The organism is Pseudomonas sp. F-14 TE3623 (genome assembly GCF_053629015.1).
In genome coordinates, this window is sequence record NZ_JBRJHM010000001.1 from 6,599,924 (window position 1) to 6,615,603 (window position 15,680).

Here is a 15,680-nt window from a genome sequence, read left to right on the forward strand (position 1 = left end):
AAACAAATGTGGGAGCGGGCTTGCTCGCGAAGAGGTCGTGTCAGTCGACATTAATGTTGAATGACACACCGCTTTCGCGAGCGAGCCCGCTCCCACAGGGATTGCATCAGCCAGGCTGTTGCATCAACAGCACTTCGGCCCACCCTTGCCACCATAACGGGCTTCCTGACGTTCGCGAAAGAACATCTCGTAGCTCATCACCGGTTTGTCCGGGTGTTTGGTTTGCATATGCTCGACGTAGTTGTCGTAGTCGGGCATGCCGACCATCAGGCGCGCGGCCTGACCGAGGTATTTACCGAGGCGACTCAGGTCATTGAACATGGTGCAATCCTCGATTACGCATCCGGCTGAGCCTGGAACGGCGATTCTTTATCCGTACGTTCTTTGGTGCCCCAGGCGGCAATGCCGACCTTGAGCGCATAGAACAGGATGCTGAACACCACGAGCAAAAACAGCGCCGTCAGCGTTGCGTTGGTGTAGGCGTTATAGATTACATGCTGCATCTGCTCGATGCTCTTGGCCGGGGCCAGAATCTGCCCGTTGGCCAACGCATCGCTGTATTTCTTCGCCAACGACAGGAAGCCGATCGCCGGGTTGGCGTCGAACAGCTTGATGAAGCCTGCGGTGGTGGTACAGATCAGTAGCCACACCGCGGGCAGCATGGTGACCCAGACGTAGCGTTGGCGTTTCATTTTGATCAGCACAACGGTCGCCAGCATCAGCGCGATACCAGCCAGCATCTGGTTGGAGATGCCGAACAGCGGCCACAAGGTGTTGATGCCACCCAGCGGGTCGATCACGCCTTGGTACAGCAGATAACCCCACATCGCCACGCAACCGGCGGTTGCGATCAGGTTGGCGGTCCAGGATTCGGTGCGCTTGAGCGCTGGCACGAAGGAGCCAAGCAAGTCCTGCAGCATGAAGCGCCCGGCACGGGTGCCGGCGTCGACCGCGGTCAGGATGAACAACGCTTCGAACAGGATCGCGAAGTGGTACCAGAACGCCATGGTGTTTTCACCCGGCAGCACACTGTGCAGGATCTGCGCGATACCGACCGCCAGGGTCGGCGCACCGCCGGCACGAGCCAGGATGGTGGTTTCACCGATGTCCTTGGCCACCGCTTGCAGCGCTTCCGGGGTAATTGCAAAACCCCAGCCGCTGACAGCTTGTGCCACAGCCACCACGTCACCACCGACGACCGCCGCCGGGCTGTTCATGGCGAAGTACACGCCTGGCTCGATCACCGACGCAGCCACCATGGCCATGATCGCGACGAAGGATTCCATCAACATGCCGCCGTAACCGATGTAACGGGCGTTAACCTCGTTATCCAGCAACTTCGGCGTGGTGCCGGAGGAGATCAGCGCGTGGAAACCCGACACCGCGCCACAGGCAATGGTGATGAACAGGAATGGGAACAGCCCGCCCTTCCACACTGGCCCGGTGCCGTCGATGAACTGGGTCAATGCCGGCATTTTCAGCTCGGGCATGGTGATCAGGATGCCGATCGCCAGCGCAACGATGGTGCCGATTTTAAGGAAGGTCGACAGGTAGTCACGCGGCGCCAGAATCAGCCACACCGGCAACACCGCCGCGACAAAACCGTAGCCGATCAGCATCCAGGTGATCTGAACCCCGGTAAAGCTGAACGCCTTGGCCCACACTGGATCAGCGGCAATCTGCCCGCCCAGCCAGATCGAACCCAGCAGCAATGCCACGCCGATCACCGAGATTTCACCGATGCGACCCGGGCGGATGTAGCGCATGTAGATGCCCATGAACATCGCGATCGGGATGGTCGCCATCACCGTGAAAATACCCCACGGGCTTTCGGCCAGGGCCTTGACCACGATCAGCGCCAGCACCGCGAGGATGATGATCATGATCAGGAAGCAGCCAAACAGCGCGATGGTCCCGGGGATGCGGCCCATTTCTTCACGGACCATATCGCCCAGGGAGCGACCGTTGCGGCGGGTGGACATGAACAGGACCATAAAGTCCTGAACCGCACCGGCCAGCACCACCCCGGCAATCAGCCACAGCGTACCAGGCAGGTAGCCCATCTGCGCCGCCAATACCGGGCCGACCAGCGGCCCAGCGCCAGCGATGGCTGCGAAGTGGTGACCGAAAAGGATATGTTTGTTGGTCGGCACATAGTCCAGACCGTCATTGTTGAGTACGGCAGGTGTAGCCCGACGCGGATCGAGTTGCATCACATTGTTAGCGATGAACAGGCTGTAGTAACGGTACGCGACCAGATAAATGGCCACGGCGGCGACCACAATCCACAAGGCGTTGATCGCCTCGCCTCGGCGCAATGCCACTACGCCCAGGGCGCACGCTCCCAGGATTGCCAGCAGCAGCCAAGGTAGGTGGCGTAGCAGGCTATTATTATTTTTCATTTTATGATTCCAGCCAGAGTGGACAAGAAAGACAGCCATCCGGAGTTTAGCGCTACTGACGGCAAAGGCCATACCCCGACATTGATCCAGAGCCTGTCTTTGCTGGCGGGCTTTAACGATGCGGGTCTATAGTCAGCGGACATTCAGAGGATTGCGCCATGAGTGACCTCCCTGCTGATCGCCGCCGCTTCAAACGTATTGCGTTCGATGCCCGAACCGAGCTGAGCCAAGGGGAATACATCTGGCCAGTGAAGTTGATCGACCTGTCGCTCAAGGGGCTGCTTATCGAGAAGCCCGAGCCGTGGCTGGGTAATCCAGACTGGCATTTCCTGGTTGATATCCACCTTAACGAAGACGTCGAGATCAAGATGGATGTGATGTTGACCCACGATGACCATGGTCAACTCGGGTTTGTCTGCAAACACATCAGCCTGGAATCGATTGAACGGCTGCGGCGGTTGATCGAGTTCAACCTGGGCGATCCGCAAGAGCTGGAGCGTGAACTGGGAGCGCTGATCGAAATCTGAAGGCCAATCCCATTCTAATGTGGGAGCGGGCTTGCTCGCGAAGGCAGCTCAACATTCAACATCAATGCTGACTGTCAGACCGCTTTCGCGAGCAAGCCCGCTCCCACAGGGAATGTGCAAACATTGAAAACTACTCAAACAACGCGTCGAGCGCCTGCTCCAGACGCGTCACAGCAATAATCTGCAATCCCGGCGGCGCCTCTTTCGGCGCGTTGCCCTTAGGCACGATAGCGCGCTTGAAGCCGTGCTTGGCTGCTTCTTTCAAGCGTTCCTGGCCGCTGGGCACCGGGCGCACTTCACCCGACAAGCCGACTTCGCCGAACACCAGCAGATCATGGGGCAGCGGCCGGTTGCGCAAACTGGACATGACCGCCGCCATCAGCGCCAGGTCGGAAGCGGTTTCCAGCACCTTCACCCCGCCGACCACGTTGAGGAATACATCCTGATCGTGAGTCGGAATGCCGCCGTGGCGATGCAACACCGCCAACAACATGGCCAAGCGATTCTGATCCAGACCGAGCGTCACCCGGCGGGGGTTGGCCAGATGGCTGTCGTCCACCAACGCCTGGACTTCCACCAGCATTGGCCGGGTGCCTTCCCACGTGGCCATGACCACGCTGCCCGGGACTTCTTCCTGGGCGCGAGTCAGAAAAATCGCCGAAGGGTTAGAGACTTCTTTCAGGCCCTTGTCGGTCATGCCGAACACGCCCAATTCATTCACCGCGCCGAAACGGTTTTTCACCGCTCGCAGCAGGCGCAGGCGCCCATCGGATTCGCCTTCGAAGTACAGAACGGTGTCGACCATATGCTCCAGCACTCGGGGGCCAGCCAGCGCGCCTTCTTTGGTGACATGGCCCACGAGGAAAATCGCCGTGCCGCTTTGTTTGGCATAACGCACCAGCAACGCCGCACTTTCGCGCACCTGGGAAACGCCCCCCGGTGCCGATTGCAGTTGCTCGGTGAAAATCGTCTGAATCGAGTCGATCACCATCACCTTGGGCTTTTCCTGCCGGGCGGTGGCGATGATGGTTTCGATGCAGGTTTCGGTCATCACCCGCAGCTGATCCTGTGGCAAGCCCAAGCGCCGGGCGCGCATGGCCACTTGTTGCTGGGATTCTTCGCCGGTGACATACAGCGCCGGCATGCTCTTGGCGAGGTTGCACAAGGTTTGCAACAAAATGGTCGACTTGCCGATGCCGGGATCACCACCGATCAACACCACCGAGCCATCCACCAAGCCGCCGCCCAGAACCCGATCCAGCTCGCTGGATGCCGTGGAGAAACGCGGAATCTCTTCAACGCTGACTTCGGCCAGGGTTTTGATCTGCGCCTGCTGGCCGGTCCAACCGGTGCGCCCGCTGGGGGCTGCGGCGCCGCCGCTCTCGACCATGGTTTCGGTCAGCGTGTTCCAGGCCCCGCATTCGCCGCACTGGCCGGCCCACTTGGGGAAGGTTGAGCCACACTCGGTGCAGCCGTACATGCGCTTGGCCTTGGCCATCTGAACTCCCGGCAAAAACCGCGATGATAGCTCAGCTCGCGCGGATCAGCGCGGCGCCACCGTACGGATTTCACCGCTGGCCAGACGCGCGGCACTATTGCCCAGCGGATCTTCGGCGTTCATGTCCGCCCCGTTGGCCTTGAGTGCGTCCAGCAACTCAACGCGCTTGAACAACCCGGCATACATCGCGGCAGTCTGTCCCGCGCCGTTGCGTTGGTCGGGGTTGCACTGGGCGGCCAGCAGCGTTCTGGCAATCTGCACTTCGCCTTTGAAAATCGCCCCCATCAACGCCGTGTTGCCACGTTGATCCTGAGCGCAGGCGTCCGCCCCGGCAGCGAGCAAACGCTCCACTGCGGCGCTCTGGCCGTGATAGGCGGCCAGAATCAGTGCGGTGTAACCCTTGCTGTCGCGGGTATCGAGGGAATAGCCGGCCTCGATGAAGGTATCGAGCATGGGCACATCACCGCGTCGAGCGGCATCGAAGTAGAAATCCTGTAATTGGACTTTCAGCGCCTGGGGGTTCTTCGAGGTTTGCACGTCGGGCCCAGCGAACACACTGAGCGACCAGCACGCCAGAAACACAGACAGATAAAAACGCATGGCGCAACTCCTTGATCAGACGGGACCTCGCATGAGGTCCCGCTTCAGGCGGATGGATCAGTCGACCAGTTTGGCCGCCAGCGCCTTGACCCGAGCCAGATCACCCTTGGCTACTTTGGCCACCCCGGTCCCGTATTCCGGATCGGCTTTGTAAAGGAAGGACAGGATGATGTGCTTGCTCTCGTCATCGGTGGTGGCCAGTGAGCCACCAAAGCTGTCGATCAGGTCCTGACGTTCCTTTGGGTTGAACGAGCGATACAGATCACCGGCCTGCTTGAAGTTCTGCTCACGCTGAATCTTCGCCTGCTGCGTGCTGCCCGACAGGGTCGACTGGCTGTAACGCGCGGTTTGCGGCTCTTCACGGGCCAGCAGGCGACTCGGCTGGTAATTCACGCCTGTGCTGCTGGCGCCGATGTTCATTGCGCCATCCTGATTACCGTTATTCACGGCGACTTTGGGTGCGTTGATCGGCAACTGCAGAGCGTTGGCCCCCAGACGATACAGTTGGGTATCGGCATACGAGAACACTCGTCCTTGCAATAAGCGATCTTCCGAAGGTTCGATACCCGGAACTAAATTGGCCGGGGCCATGGCCACTTGTTCGGTTTCCTGGAAAACATTCGCTGGATTACGGTTCAACACCATTTGTCCAACTTTTCGCTCTGGCACACCTGGCCAGATTTTGGTCGCGTCCAATGGATCGAAATCAAACTTGGACAAGTCTTGAGGATTTAGAACCTGGATGTACAAGTCCCATTTCGGGAAGTCACCCTTGTTAATATGTGAAACCAAGTCGTTAGTCATATGACTGTAGTCTTGACCTTGAACACCCGTCACTTCTTTAGGGTCAAGATTTTTTATCCCCTGCAAACTTTTCCAGTGAAACTTTACATAGTGCACATCACCTTTGGCGTTAACTAACTTGTAGGCATGTACACCATTGCCGTCCATTTCCCGATAACTGGCTGGCGTGCCGGAGTTGGAATACAACTCGGTCAAGGTACGAGTGGCTTCCGGAACATGGGAAAAAAAGTCGAAACGACGGGAATCGTCGTCAAGGTTGGTGCGCGGGTCCGGCTTGAAGGCGTGGACCATGTCTGGAAACTTGATCGCGTCACGGATGAAAAAGGTCGGAAAATTGTTGCCAACCAGGTCCCAGTTGCCGTCTGCGGTGTAGAACTTGGTGGCGAATCCCCGCGGATCACGCAAGGTTTCCGGCGAATGGTTGCCATGGACCACAGCGGAGAAACGTACAAATACCGGCGTGCTCTGGCCGCCGGCGAAAACCTTGGCCTTGGTCAGGTCACTGAGATCGTCGGTCACGGTGAACGTGCCATGGGCGCCAGTGCCACGGGCATGCACCACGCGTTCGGGAATGCGTTCGCGGTCAAAACGCTGGAGTTTCTGGATCAGTTGTATGTCTTGCAACAGCACCGGCCCGGTCGCGCCAGCGGTTTGCGAGTTCTGGTTGTCGCCGACGGCAGCGCCGTTATCGCGGGTCAACGTCGCCGCGCTGACGGAGAAGGACAGCAGGCTGGCGGTCAGAACGCCAAACGTACGACGGAGGGGCAAAGCCCCGAGGCCGAGGGGAGTTGTCATGGAAGTTTCCTCTGGTTTTATAAGGCGCATCCAGGTGCGCCCCTCAGAGGCTAGTGACCCAAAGGCCAAAACATAAATAGAAATCCCGTACCGAGCCGATAGCGAAAAGGTTCTGGAAAGCCCGGTCTAGAGCGGGTAGTCGCGCGCGACTGGTGGCACTTTGTAAACTAATTGCCGGAAGATGTGTCGATAAGAGCGAGCATTGTAAGACGGTGTTTCGAGCACGAGCCGTTTTGCTGATTTACACTGCGCTCACCAACCTCATCTGTAACAAGGAAATAACCTATGGGCGTGATAAGTGAGTTCAAGGCCTTCGCGGTCAAAGGGAATGTGGTCGACATGGCCGTGGGTATTATCATCGGCGCGGCCTTCGGCAAAATCGTTTCGTCGTTTGTCGGTGACGTGGTGATGCCGCCAATCGGCTTGCTGATCGGTGGGGTCGACTTCAGTGACCTGGCCATTACGCTCAAGGACGCCAACGGTGACGTCCCGGCGGTGGCGCTGGCTTACGGTAAGTTCATCCAGAGCTTGATCGACTTCATCATCGTCGCCTTCGCGATCTTCATGGGCGTCAAAGCCATCAACCGCCTGAAACGTGAAGAGGCCGTTGCGCCAACCCTGCCGCCGGTTCCGACCAAGGAAGAAGAGCTGCTGGAGGAGATTCGCGATCTGCTCAAGGCTCAGAACAATCAGCCCTGATGACTGATTGCCCCAAGAAACGGCGCCTTTGGGCGCCGTTTGTTTACCAGTAGTTTTCCACTGCCACCTGGGCGGGTCGTCGACTAAGGCTCAGGTGCATGTCCCGTTGTTTGAGCAACTTGCGCGTGTCATCGATCATCTGTGGATTACCGCAGAGCATCACCCGCGAATGCTCGGCTGTCAGCGCTACACCGGCCGTCCGCTCTAGCTCACCACTTTCAATGAGTGTCGTGATCCGCCCATTCAGGGCACTCGGATGCTGCTCGCGGGTAACGGTGGCGATGAACTGCAGCTTGTACGCGTACTCAGCCAGATAGTCGCGCTGTGCCAGCCCTGCAATCAGCTCCTGATACGCCAGCTCCCGCGCTTCGCGCACGCTGTAGACCAGGATGATTCGCTCGAATTTTTCCCAAACCTCGAAGTCCTGCAAGATCGACAGAAACGGCGCCAGCCCAGTGCCTGTGGATAACAACCAGAGGTCACGGCCATCGACGAAGCGATCCAGCGTCAGATAGCCAAAGGCCTGCCGGTCGACCAGCAGCGTATCGCCGACTTCCAGCCGACTCAGTTCACTGGTGAATTCCCCTTCCGGCACGACAATGGAGAAGAACTCCAGAAACTCGTCATAGGGAGACGAGACCATGGAATAAGCCCGCCATACCGTACTGCCGTCCGTCTTGGTAACGCCCAGCCGGGCGAATTGCCCTGCGCGAAAACGAAAGCCCGGATCCCTGGTGGTACGCAGGGTGAACAGGTTTGGCGTCAACGTCTGGACATCAAGCAGCGTCTGGCGCGTGAATTTTTCTGCACTGGCGGTCATGGGTCGCTCCATTCAACAGATAACCCCAGTGTCCCGCAAAGCAGATGACATAAACACCGGTGATTTGTAATGGCTTTTGCCCCTATCATTAACAGTACCCATACAATTCTGTTTCTCCGCTAGTAACAAACCTAAGAACCGGCTATGCAGTTGCAAGCTTTTTCAAGAGCAAAAAAATCCAGCATACAAGTAGGAATTCTCCTACACTCGTGGCGTGCCGGATCTTGGATCCAATCAACGCCAAACAAGTAAGTCCGCATGGAGCCACCCAATGAAAGTGTGGAAGGAATCACAGTTAACGCAGCTTTCTTACGCTCAGAAAATAGAGACCGCGTACGAGATTTCTCTCAATCTCGTTAAAAATCTTGGCTTTAATTTCTGTGCATTTTCAATAACCTCCCAAACAAGAGGGATACATCGCCATACGATCAGCCTGAATAATTATCCCATCGAATGGAACACGAAATATGAACAAGAGCATTTCAGTGAAGTCGACCCGATACTAGCCCATTGCAATCATTGCGAACTGCCGATTCTTTGGCAGGAAGAGCTCTTCTCCAAGACACCGATATTGTGGCAAGCACAAAAACAGCAAGGTTTGCGCTATGGCTGGTCCCAATCCGTTCATGATCAGAATGGGCTTTGCAGTATGCTGAGCCTGGCCAGAAGCCACTGCCCGGTTACTACGCATGATCTGTACAAAAATCTGGGCTACGCGTTGTTCATTAGCCGCCACCTGCACGGGCTTGTCGCGAAAGATCTGCCTACCCCCCCGAAACCGGGCACAGTGCATTTATCAACCCGAGAAGTCGAGGTATTGAAATATTCAGCCGACGGCAAGACCGCAGGCGAGATCGCGATCATCCTCAGCCTGAGTGAAAGCACGGTACAGTTCCATATACGGGGCGCCATCCACAAATTCGGCGCCAACAACAAAATGTCCGCAGTGATCAAAGCAGCGAGAGCGGGCATTATCTGAAACTGCTCGAATCAGGTAATCCCTGCGAGTAATCCAGACCAAAAAAACGTACCATCTGCGATCCATCCTGAGTGATGCCGTGTGAAGTTCCACGACGCAGTTCGCTCGGATGGTTCCGCCCGCTACAACGCCCCTGAGCGCCGGGCCACTCGTTGTTCATCTTCCGTTGACTACCCAGAGCCCCCGCCTCATGCCTCTGCTCGAAACCCCCTTCGCTCAACTCGATCTTATCCGCCAGCCAGAACAGCAGAACGAACCATTACAAGCGTTTGATGCCGCAGACGAATACCTGCTGACTCATCTGGCCGAGCAACAACCGGCAGCCGATACCCGAGTGCTGGTGCTCAACGACAGCTTCGGTGCTTTGGCAGCCAGCCTGGTGGGCAAGGTTCGGGTGACCAGCAGCGGCGATTCGTTTCTGGCTTTTCAGGGGCTGGAAAAAAACCTGATACGCAACGGCCAGGCGTTTGATGCAGTGCCGAAGGTGCCTGCCAGCGAAGCGTTCATCGGGCCGTTCGACCGGGTATTGATCCGGGTACCGAAAACCCTGGCCCTGCTGGAAGAGCAACTGATCCGGCTACAAGGGCAACTGGCTCCCGGCGCTCAAGTGATTGCGGCCGCGATGGTGAAGCATTTGCCACGCGCTGCGGGCGATCTGCTGGAGCGTTACATCGGCCCGGTGCAAGCCTCGCTGGCAGTGAAAAAGGCTCGACTGCTGATCGCCACAGCCGAAGCCAAAGCCCCTGCGGTCTCCCCCTACCCGACCCGCTATCGACTCGACGCCCCTGCAATCGAACTGCTCAATCACGCAAACGTGTTCTGCCGCGAAGGGCTGGATATCGGTACGCGGGCCTTTTTGCCGCACTTGCCGAAGAACCTCGGCGCAGCGCGAGTTGCCGACCTCGGATGTGGCAACGGTGTGTTGGCGATTGCCAGTGCCCTGCAAAACCCTGAGGCCCACTACACGCTGGTGGACGAATCGTTCATGGCCGTGCAATCGGCCGCTGAAAACTGGCGCGCGGCGCTGGGTGATCGTGACGTGATCGTGCGGGCCGGCGATGGCTTGGCAGAGCAGGAGCCTCAATCCCTGGACGTAGTGCTGTGCAATCCGCCATTTCACCAACAGCAAGTGGTCGGCGATTTCCTGGCTTGGCGGATGTTCCAGCAGGCGCGTGAATCGTTGGTGGTGGGGGGCGCGCTGTACATCGTCGGCAACCGTCACTTGGGTTATCACAGCAAGCTGGCGCGGTTGTTCCGCGGCGTCGAGCAAGTAGCGGCCACCCCCAAGTTCGTCATTCTCAAAGCACGTAAATAAAAGCGAAAAAAAACCCTCCATCGGGAGGGTTATAAATCCGTGCCGCAAGGCAACGGGATGGGAATTTCAGTGGGTGCTCAAACCGGCGGCATTCATGAACATGCGCATCAGCGAGGCCACAATAAACAGTGCCACGACACTGCCGGTCCAGATCATCGCGAGCCAGCCGAGTCGCTGCCAGAGCGGCTTTTTCTCGGCAGCTTCGATTTCCTGCAAATCAGGTTTACCAGCCATCATCGTGATCTCCTCTGGAACGGCGCAGGTATCAATCCCGCGCCGTAGTCATATGGGCTAGTGGTAACCATCTTCGTGGGTGACCTTGCCGCGGAACACGTAGTAGCTCCAGAAGGTGTAACCCAGGATGAACGGGATGATGAACAGCGTGCCCACCAGCATGAAGCCTTGGCTTTGCGGCGGTGCTGCGGCGTCCCAGATCGAAATCGACGGCGGTACGATGTTCGGCCACAGGCTGATACCCAGACCGCTGTAGCCGAGGAAGATCAGCACCAGGGTCAGCAGGAATGGCGTGTAATGCGCATTGCGGGCCACCGCGCGAATCAAACCGTACAGGGTCACCAGCACCAGAATCGGCACCGGCAAGAACCAGAACAGGTTCGGCAGGGAGAACCAGCGTGCAGCGATTTCAGCATGGGCCAACGGCGTCCAGATACTGACGATGCCAATCACCGCCAGTAACACGAAGGCCAATGGCCGCGCCAGGTCATGCATTTGCTCCTGCAATTTACCTTCGGTTTTCATGATCAGCCAGGTGCAACCGAGCAGTGCGTAAGCCACCACCAGCGCCGCACCGCAGAACATCGTGAACGGTGTCAGCCAGTCGAGTGAACCGCCGGCAAACTGACGATTGACTACCGGTAGCCCATCGATGAACGCCCCCAATGCCACGCCCTGGAAGAAGGTTGCGGCGATCGAGCCACCAATGAATGCCTTGTCCCAGAGATGGCGCTTTTCGTCCTTGGCCTTGAAGCGGAACTCGAAGGCCACACCGCGAAAAATCAACCCGATCAGCATAAAGATCAGCGGCAAGTACAACGCTGAGAGCACCACCGAATAAGCCAGCGGGAAGGCGCCGAACAATGCCGCGCCACCCAATACCAACCACGTTTCGTTGCCGTCCCAGACTGGGGCGACGGTGTTCATCATCACGTCACGGTCGCTCTTGCCCTTGATGAACGGGAAGAGAATCCCGATCCCCAGGTCGAAGCCGTCCATAACCACGTACATCATGATGCCGAAGATGATGATCACGGCCCAGATCAGCGGAAGATCAATACCCATGATTCAAATCTCCTTGGTCAGGCTGGGGCTGTTATCAGCTTCGGTACCATCGTCATCGGCTGCAGACAGCGGACGGGCCGGTGTGCGTTTCTGGCCAGGACCACCTTCGTTGGTTTCCTTGCCTTCGTCGATCTTCGGCCCTTTGCGCACCAGGCGCATCATGTAGCCAAGACCGGCACCGAACAGCGCGAAATAGACCACGACGAACATGATCAAGGTGATGCTCATCTGCACGAAGCTGTGCCCGGAGGACGCGTCTGCCGTGCGCATCAGCCCATAAACCACCCATGGCTGACGGCCGATTTCAGTGGTGAACCAGCCGGCGAGGATTGCGATCAGGCCAGACGGGCCCATCCACAGCGCCAGGTACAGGAACGGCCGCGAGGTATACAGCTTGTCGCGTTTGCGCAGCCACAGGCTCCACAAACCAGTGAAGATCATCAGCATGCCCAGACCGACCATGATCCGGAACGACCAGAAGACGATGGTCGAATTCGGCCGGTCTTCAGGCGCGAACTCCTTGAGCGCCGGCACCTGTTTGTCCAGGGAGTGGGTCAGGATCAGGCTGCCCAGGTATGGAATCTCGACGGCGAATTTGGTCTTTTCGGCTTTCATGTCCGGCCAGCCGAACAGGATCAGCGGGGTCGGTTCATCACCGTGGTTTTCCCAGTGGCCTTCGATCGCAGCGATTTTCGCCGGCTGATGCTTGAGGGTATTGAGGCCGTGGAAGTCACCGATAACCGCCTGAATCGGCGCCACGATCAGGGCCATCCACATCGCCATCGAAAGCATGGTGCGGATCGCCGGGTTGTCCTTGCCGCGCAGCAAGTGCCAGGCCGCCGACGAACCGACGAAGAAGGCCGTCGCAACGAACGCCGCCGTGGCCATGTGCATCAGGCGGTAGGGGAACGACGGGTTGAAGATAATCGCCAGCCAGTCCACCGGAATAACCTGGCCATTGACGATTTCGTAACCTTGCGGGGTCTGCATCCAGCTGTTGGAGGCCAGAATCCAGAAGGTCGAAATAAGGGTGCCGATGGCTACCATGACCGTCGAGAAAAAGTGCAGCTTGCGCCCGACCTTGTTCCAGCCGAACAGCATGACGCCGAGGAAACCGGCCTCAAGGAAGAAGGCAGTGAGCACTTCATAGGTCAGCAATGGCCCGGTCACCGAACCGGCGAAGTCCGAGAAACGGCTCCAGTTGGTGCCGAACTGATAGGCCATGACCAAGCCGGAAACCACGCCCATGCCGAAGTTGACGGCAAAGATCTTCGACCAGAAATGGTACAGATCGCGGTAAGTGTCGTTGTGCGTCTTCAGCCACAGGCCTTCGAGCACCGCCAGGTAACTCGCCAGGCCAATGGTGATAGCCGGGAACAGGATGTGGAACGAAATGGTAAATGCGAACTGAATCCGGGCGAGATCAAGTGCCTCCAAACCGAACATAAGTCTTCCTCTGTCAGGTAATACCGGCTGAAGGCTTGCGGCCTACACCCACTGCCCCCACGGATATGGAGTGTGGCGAATTCGAATTCGTTCTTTTTGTACCATCATCACAAACGTAGGGAGTCTGGCCATCTGGCCACCGGATCAATTCCACGAAGGGTCTTGATCTGGATCAAGCAACGTTGAAAGAGTAGTCGCATTTTTGCCGATGGACGGTGTGGTCTTTTGCCGCGTGACAGGTTGCCTCATAGGTTTGGTCATAGGCTGCAATACATTTTTATGGGTGGACTAACTGTGGCGAGGGGGCTTGCCCCCGTTCGGCTGCGCAGCAGTCGTAAATCCGGTTACTGCGGTGTACTTGGCAGAAATGAGTTGCCTAGGTCTGGGGCCGCTTCGCAGCCCAACGGGGGCAAGCCCCCTCGCCACAGGGATTTCGTATGTTCCATAGATCGGTGTCTAGCTAACTAAATTTCCCAGCCTTGCAACTTCTAGTTACAGGTTGGTGATAATCTCGCCCTTCCCTTGCCCAGACCTGCCTTCAGATGCCCAGCCAAGCGCCCCTGCTGTTACGTCATCACCGCCCGTTTATCGCGTTCTGGCTGGCGCGGGTGTTTACCGCCAGCGGTTTTCAGATGTTGACCGTGGCCATTGGCTGGAATCTGTATCAACTGACCGGCAATGTGCTCGATCTGGGCCTGGTGGGGCTGGTGGAATTTGCCCCTCGAGTGTTGTTCATGCTGCACACCGGGCATGTCGCAGACCGCTATGACCGGCGCAAGGTCGCGGCGACCTGTCAGTTCCTGCAAGCGCTGATCGCCCTGTCGCTGGCCATCGGTAGCGCGACCGACCATGTCACCCGAGAGATGATCTTCATCCTCGCGTTCCTGCTCGGCGCCGCCCGCTCCTTCGAAATGCCGACCACCCAGGCCTTGCTGCCAAGCATCGTGCCCAGCGCGTTATTTCCCCGTGCCGTTGCCGCCGCGCAATCTGCGCAACAATCAGCGACCATCGTCGCCCCGGCGCTGGGCGGTTTGCTCTATGCCTTCGGCAGCGTGTGGGTGTATGGCCCGACGGTGATCCTTTACCTCATCGCTTGTGCGCTGATGCTCAACCTCCCGGCCCGGCAGACACCTCTGAACAAAGGCAAGGCGACCCTGGATTCGCTGCTGGCGGGCATCCGCTTCATTCGCAGTCGCCCGGACATTCTCGGGGCGATTTCCCTGGATCTGTTTGCTGTCCTGCTGGGTGGCGCGACCGCGCTGCTGCCGGTGTTCGCCAAAGATATTCTGTTGACCGGCCCCTGGGGTCTGGGCCTGCTGCGCTCAGCTCCGGCAGTCGGTGCGCTGCTGATGTCGCTATTCCTGGCGCGATTTGCCGTGGAGCGCAACGTCGGGCGGGTCATGTTCACGGCCGTGGGTGTATTCGGCGTGGCGACCATCGCTTTCGGCCTGTCGACTTCGTTCTGGTTCTCTCTCGCCGTGCTGGTGGTATTGGGCGCAGCGGACATGATCAGCATGGTGATCCGCGCCTCATTCGTGCAACTGGAAACCCCCGACGAAATGCGCGGCCGGGTCAGTGCTGTGAATGGCTTGTTCATCGGCGCTTCGAATCAGCTCGGCGAGTTCGAATCAGGTCTGACGGCCCACTGGTTCGGCACCGTGCCGGCAGTGGTCATGGGCGGCATCGGCACGCTGATGGTGACCGGGACCTGGATCAAACTGTTCCCGACCCTGGCCAACCGCGACCGCATGCATGTGCCGGTGGAAGAGGTCAGGGCCTGACGTAACTCAGGATACGGAGGTCCCGTACCTGCTTCCAAAAGACCGGAAATCAGCACAAAGCATAAATTCTCCGACCAAGTGCAATACATAGATAGTGCATCAAGTGTAATGTATCGCCTTACACTTCGAGCATGATCAAATCCTTTCAGCACAAAGGCCTTCGTGGCTTCTACGAAACCGGTTCGACTCGTGGGATTCGAGCAGATCATGCGAAACGTCTGGCTCGCATGCTGCAGTTCATGGATCGTGCAGTGGCGCCCGACGACCTCGACCTTCCGGGATGGCGGTTACATCCGCTCAAGGGCGAGCTGACCGAATATTGGTCACTCAGCGTTTCGGGGAACTGGCGGGTGATTTTTCGTTTTATTGGTTCGGATATCGAACTGGTCGACTATCTGGATTACCACTGACAGGAGGCAGGACCATGCCCATGCACAACCCGCCACACCCTGGTGAAACACTCTTGATGGATGTATTGCCCGAGCTTGGTATCAGCGTCACCGAATTGGCCAGGCACCTTGGATTCGCCCGCCCGCATCTTTCGCGAGTGCTGCACGGCCATGCGCCCATCAGTCCGGACTTGGCGGTACGTCTGGAGCGGGCTGGAATCGGTAAGGCCCGGATGTGGTTAGGGGTTCAGACCGACTACGATCTCTGGCAAGCGGAGCAGCGTGAGCAACCCTTTATCGAACCGATTGCTATCCACGCCTGACAT

General features: G+C 57.9%; 16 protein-coding genes. 7 read left to right on the forward strand and 9 right to left on the reverse strand.

Annotated features, from left to right (window positions below):
* Positions 1-123: 123 nt before the first annotated feature.
* Together AB7M29_RS30510 and AB7M29_RS30515 are read right to left on the reverse strand one after the other, a co-directional pair.
* On the reverse strand, positions 124-321 hold the full coding sequence (locus AB7M29_RS30510) for a YbdD/YjiX family protein (protein WP_007895266.1): 198 nt from the start codon (positions 319-321) through the stop codon (positions 124-126).
* A gap of 14 nt (positions 322-335) precedes the next feature.
* Positions 336-2,402, reverse strand: a complete 2,067-nt coding sequence (locus AB7M29_RS30515; protein ID WP_454248635.1) for a carbon starvation CstA family protein — start codon at positions 2,400-2,402, stop codon at positions 336-338.
* A 158-nt stretch (positions 2,403-2,560) separates the two neighbouring features.
* On the opposite strand from AB7M29_RS30515, the gene AB7M29_RS30520 reads away from it, so the two are divergent.
* Entirely contained in the window at positions 2,561-2,929 is a 369-nt protein-coding gene (locus AB7M29_RS30520) for a PilZ domain-containing protein (protein ID WP_217858111.1), read from the forward strand.
* 130 nt (positions 2,930-3,059) lie between these two features.
* Here the strand turns inward: AB7M29_RS30520 and radA are convergent, their stop codons facing one another.
* From radA to katB, 3 genes are read right to left on the reverse strand one after another with little or no spacing between them, the layout of a single operon-like run.
* Entirely contained in the window at positions 3,060-4,427 is a 1,368-nt protein-coding gene (radA, locus tag AB7M29_RS30525; RefSeq protein WP_007937264.1) for a DNA repair protein RadA, read from the reverse strand.
* A gap of 45 nt (positions 4,428-4,472) precedes the next feature.
* Positions 4,473-5,027 (reverse strand): ankyrin repeat domain-containing protein, encoded by a 555-nt coding sequence (locus AB7M29_RS30530; RefSeq protein ID WP_217858112.1) that lies wholly within the window; start codon positions 5,025-5,027, stop codon positions 4,473-4,475.
* 57 nt (positions 5,028-5,084) lie between these two features.
* On the reverse strand, positions 5,085-6,626 hold the full coding sequence (katB, locus tag AB7M29_RS30535; RefSeq protein ID WP_217858113.1) for a catalase KatB: 1,542 nt from the start codon (positions 6,624-6,626) through the stop codon (positions 5,085-5,087).
* A 285-nt stretch (positions 6,627-6,911) separates the two neighbouring features.
* Between katB and mscL the strand changes: the two genes are divergently transcribed.
* Positions 6,912-7,325: a large-conductance mechanosensitive channel protein MscL gene (gene mscL, locus AB7M29_RS30540; RefSeq protein ID WP_123721377.1), complete on the forward strand. Its 414-nt coding sequence runs from the start codon at positions 6,912-6,914 to the stop codon at positions 7,323-7,325.
* A gap of 43 nt (positions 7,326-7,368) precedes the next feature.
* Here the strand turns inward: mscL and AB7M29_RS30545 are convergent, their stop codons facing one another.
* Positions 7,369-8,145, reverse strand: a complete 777-nt coding sequence (locus tag AB7M29_RS30545) for a ferredoxin--NADP reductase (protein WP_454248636.1) — start codon at positions 8,143-8,145, stop codon at positions 7,369-7,371.
* Positions 8,146-8,416: 271 nt separating this feature from the next.
* On the opposite strand from AB7M29_RS30545, the gene AB7M29_RS30550 reads away from it, so the two are divergent.
* Positions 8,417-9,124: an autoinducer binding domain-containing protein gene (locus tag AB7M29_RS30550; RefSeq protein WP_217858115.1), complete on the forward strand. Its 708-nt coding sequence runs from the start codon at positions 8,417-8,419 to the stop codon at positions 9,122-9,124.
* Positions 9,125-9,314: 190 nt separating this feature from the next.
* Positions 9,315-10,439, forward strand: a complete 1,125-nt coding sequence (locus AB7M29_RS30555; protein ID WP_217858116.1) for a methyltransferase — start codon at positions 9,315-9,317, stop codon at positions 10,437-10,439.
* A gap of 66 nt (positions 10,440-10,505) precedes the next feature.
* On the opposite strand, the gene AB7M29_RS30560 is transcribed toward AB7M29_RS30555, so the two are convergent.
* From AB7M29_RS30560 to AB7M29_RS30570, 3 genes are read right to left on the reverse strand one after another with little or no spacing between them, the layout of a single operon-like run.
* Positions 10,506-10,673 (reverse strand): DUF2474 domain-containing protein, encoded by a 168-nt coding sequence (locus tag AB7M29_RS30560; protein ID WP_052967973.1) that lies wholly within the window; start codon positions 10,671-10,673, stop codon positions 10,506-10,508.
* Positions 10,674-10,730: 57 nt separating this feature from the next.
* Positions 10,731-11,738 carry a cytochrome d ubiquinol oxidase subunit II gene (gene cydB / locus AB7M29_RS30565; protein WP_217858117.1) on the reverse strand — a complete coding sequence of 336 codons (1,008 nt, stop codon included), beginning with the start codon at positions 11,736-11,738 and terminating at the stop codon, positions 10,731-10,733.
* A gap of 3 nt (positions 11,739-11,741) precedes the next feature.
* Positions 11,742-13,184 carry a cytochrome ubiquinol oxidase subunit I gene (locus AB7M29_RS30570; protein WP_052967965.1) on the reverse strand — a complete coding sequence of 481 codons (1,443 nt, stop codon included), beginning with the start codon at positions 13,182-13,184 and terminating at the stop codon, positions 11,742-11,744.
* A gap of 542 nt (positions 13,185-13,726) precedes the next feature.
* Between AB7M29_RS30570 and AB7M29_RS30575 the strand changes: the two genes are divergently transcribed.
* The 3 genes from AB7M29_RS30575 (at position 13,727) to AB7M29_RS30585 (ending at position 15,677) form a co-directional block, all read left to right on the forward strand.
* Entirely contained in the window at positions 13,727-14,965 is a 1,239-nt protein-coding gene (locus AB7M29_RS30575) for an MFS transporter (RefSeq protein ID WP_217858119.1), read from the forward strand.
* 131 nt (positions 14,966-15,096) lie between these two features.
* Positions 15,097-15,375 (forward strand): type II toxin-antitoxin system RelE/ParE family toxin, encoded by a 279-nt coding sequence (locus AB7M29_RS30580; protein WP_038981449.1) that lies wholly within the window; start codon positions 15,097-15,099, stop codon positions 15,373-15,375.
* A 14-nt stretch (positions 15,376-15,389) separates the two neighbouring features.
* A complete protein-coding gene (locus AB7M29_RS30585; protein ID WP_038981447.1) occupies positions 15,390-15,677 on the forward strand; it encodes a HigA family addiction module antitoxin in 288 nt (95 codons plus the stop codon).
* Positions 15,678-15,680 lie beyond the last annotated feature (3 nt).

Bases quoted from the DNA above. Each gene is read 5' to 3' on its own strand.
- AB7M29_RS30515 (WP_454248635.1), bottom strand. From the start codon at position 2,402: ATGAAAAATAATAATAGCCTGCTACGCCACCTACCTTGGCTGCTGCTG.
- AB7M29_RS30575 (WP_217858119.1), top strand. From the start codon at position 13,727: ATGCCCAGCCAAGCGCCCCTGCTGTTACGTCATCACCGCCCGTTTATC.
- AB7M29_RS30555 (WP_217858116.1), top strand. From the start codon at position 9,315: ATGCCTCTGCTCGAAACCCCCTTCGCTCAACTCGATCTTATCCGCCAG.
- AB7M29_RS30560 (WP_052967973.1), bottom strand. From the start codon at position 10,673: ATGGCTGGTAAACCTGATTTGCAGGAAATCGAAGCTGCCGAGAAAAAG.
- AB7M29_RS30545 (WP_454248636.1), bottom strand. From the start codon at position 8,145: ATGACCGCCAGTGCAGAAAAATTCACGCGCCAGACGCTGCTTGATGTC.
- AB7M29_RS30550 (WP_217858115.1), top strand. From the start codon at position 8,417: ATGAAAGTGTGGAAGGAATCACAGTTAACGCAGCTTTCTTACGCTCAG.
- AB7M29_RS30530 (WP_217858112.1), bottom strand. From the start codon at position 5,027: ATGCGTTTTTATCTGTCTGTGTTTCTGGCGTGCTGGTCGCTCAGTGTG.
- radA (WP_007937264.1), bottom strand. From the start codon at position 4,427: ATGGCCAAGGCCAAGCGCATGTACGGCTGCACCGAGTGTGGCTCAACC.
- cydB (WP_217858117.1), bottom strand. From the start codon at position 11,738: ATGGGTATTGATCTTCCGCTGATCTGGGCCGTGATCATCATCTTCGGC.
- katB (WP_217858113.1), bottom strand. From the start codon at position 6,626: ATGACAACTCCCCTCGGCCTCGGGGCTTTGCCCCTCCGTCGTACGTTT.
- AB7M29_RS30520 (WP_217858111.1), top strand. From the start codon at position 2,561: ATGAGTGACCTCCCTGCTGATCGCCGCCGCTTCAAACGTATTGCGTTC.
- AB7M29_RS30570 (WP_052967965.1), bottom strand. From the start codon at position 13,184: ATGTTCGGTTTGGAGGCACTTGATCTCGCCCGGATTCAGTTCGCATTT.
- AB7M29_RS30585 (WP_038981447.1), top strand. From the start codon at position 15,390: ATGCCCATGCACAACCCGCCACACCCTGGTGAAACACTCTTGATGGAT.
- mscL (WP_123721377.1), top strand. From the start codon at position 6,912: ATGGGCGTGATAAGTGAGTTCAAGGCCTTCGCGGTCAAAGGGAATGTG.
- AB7M29_RS30580 (WP_038981449.1), top strand. From the start codon at position 15,097: ATGATCAAATCCTTTCAGCACAAAGGCCTTCGTGGCTTCTACGAAACC.
- AB7M29_RS30510 (WP_007895266.1), bottom strand. From the start codon at position 321: ATGTTCAATGACCTGAGTCGCCTCGGTAAATACCTCGGTCAGGCCGCG.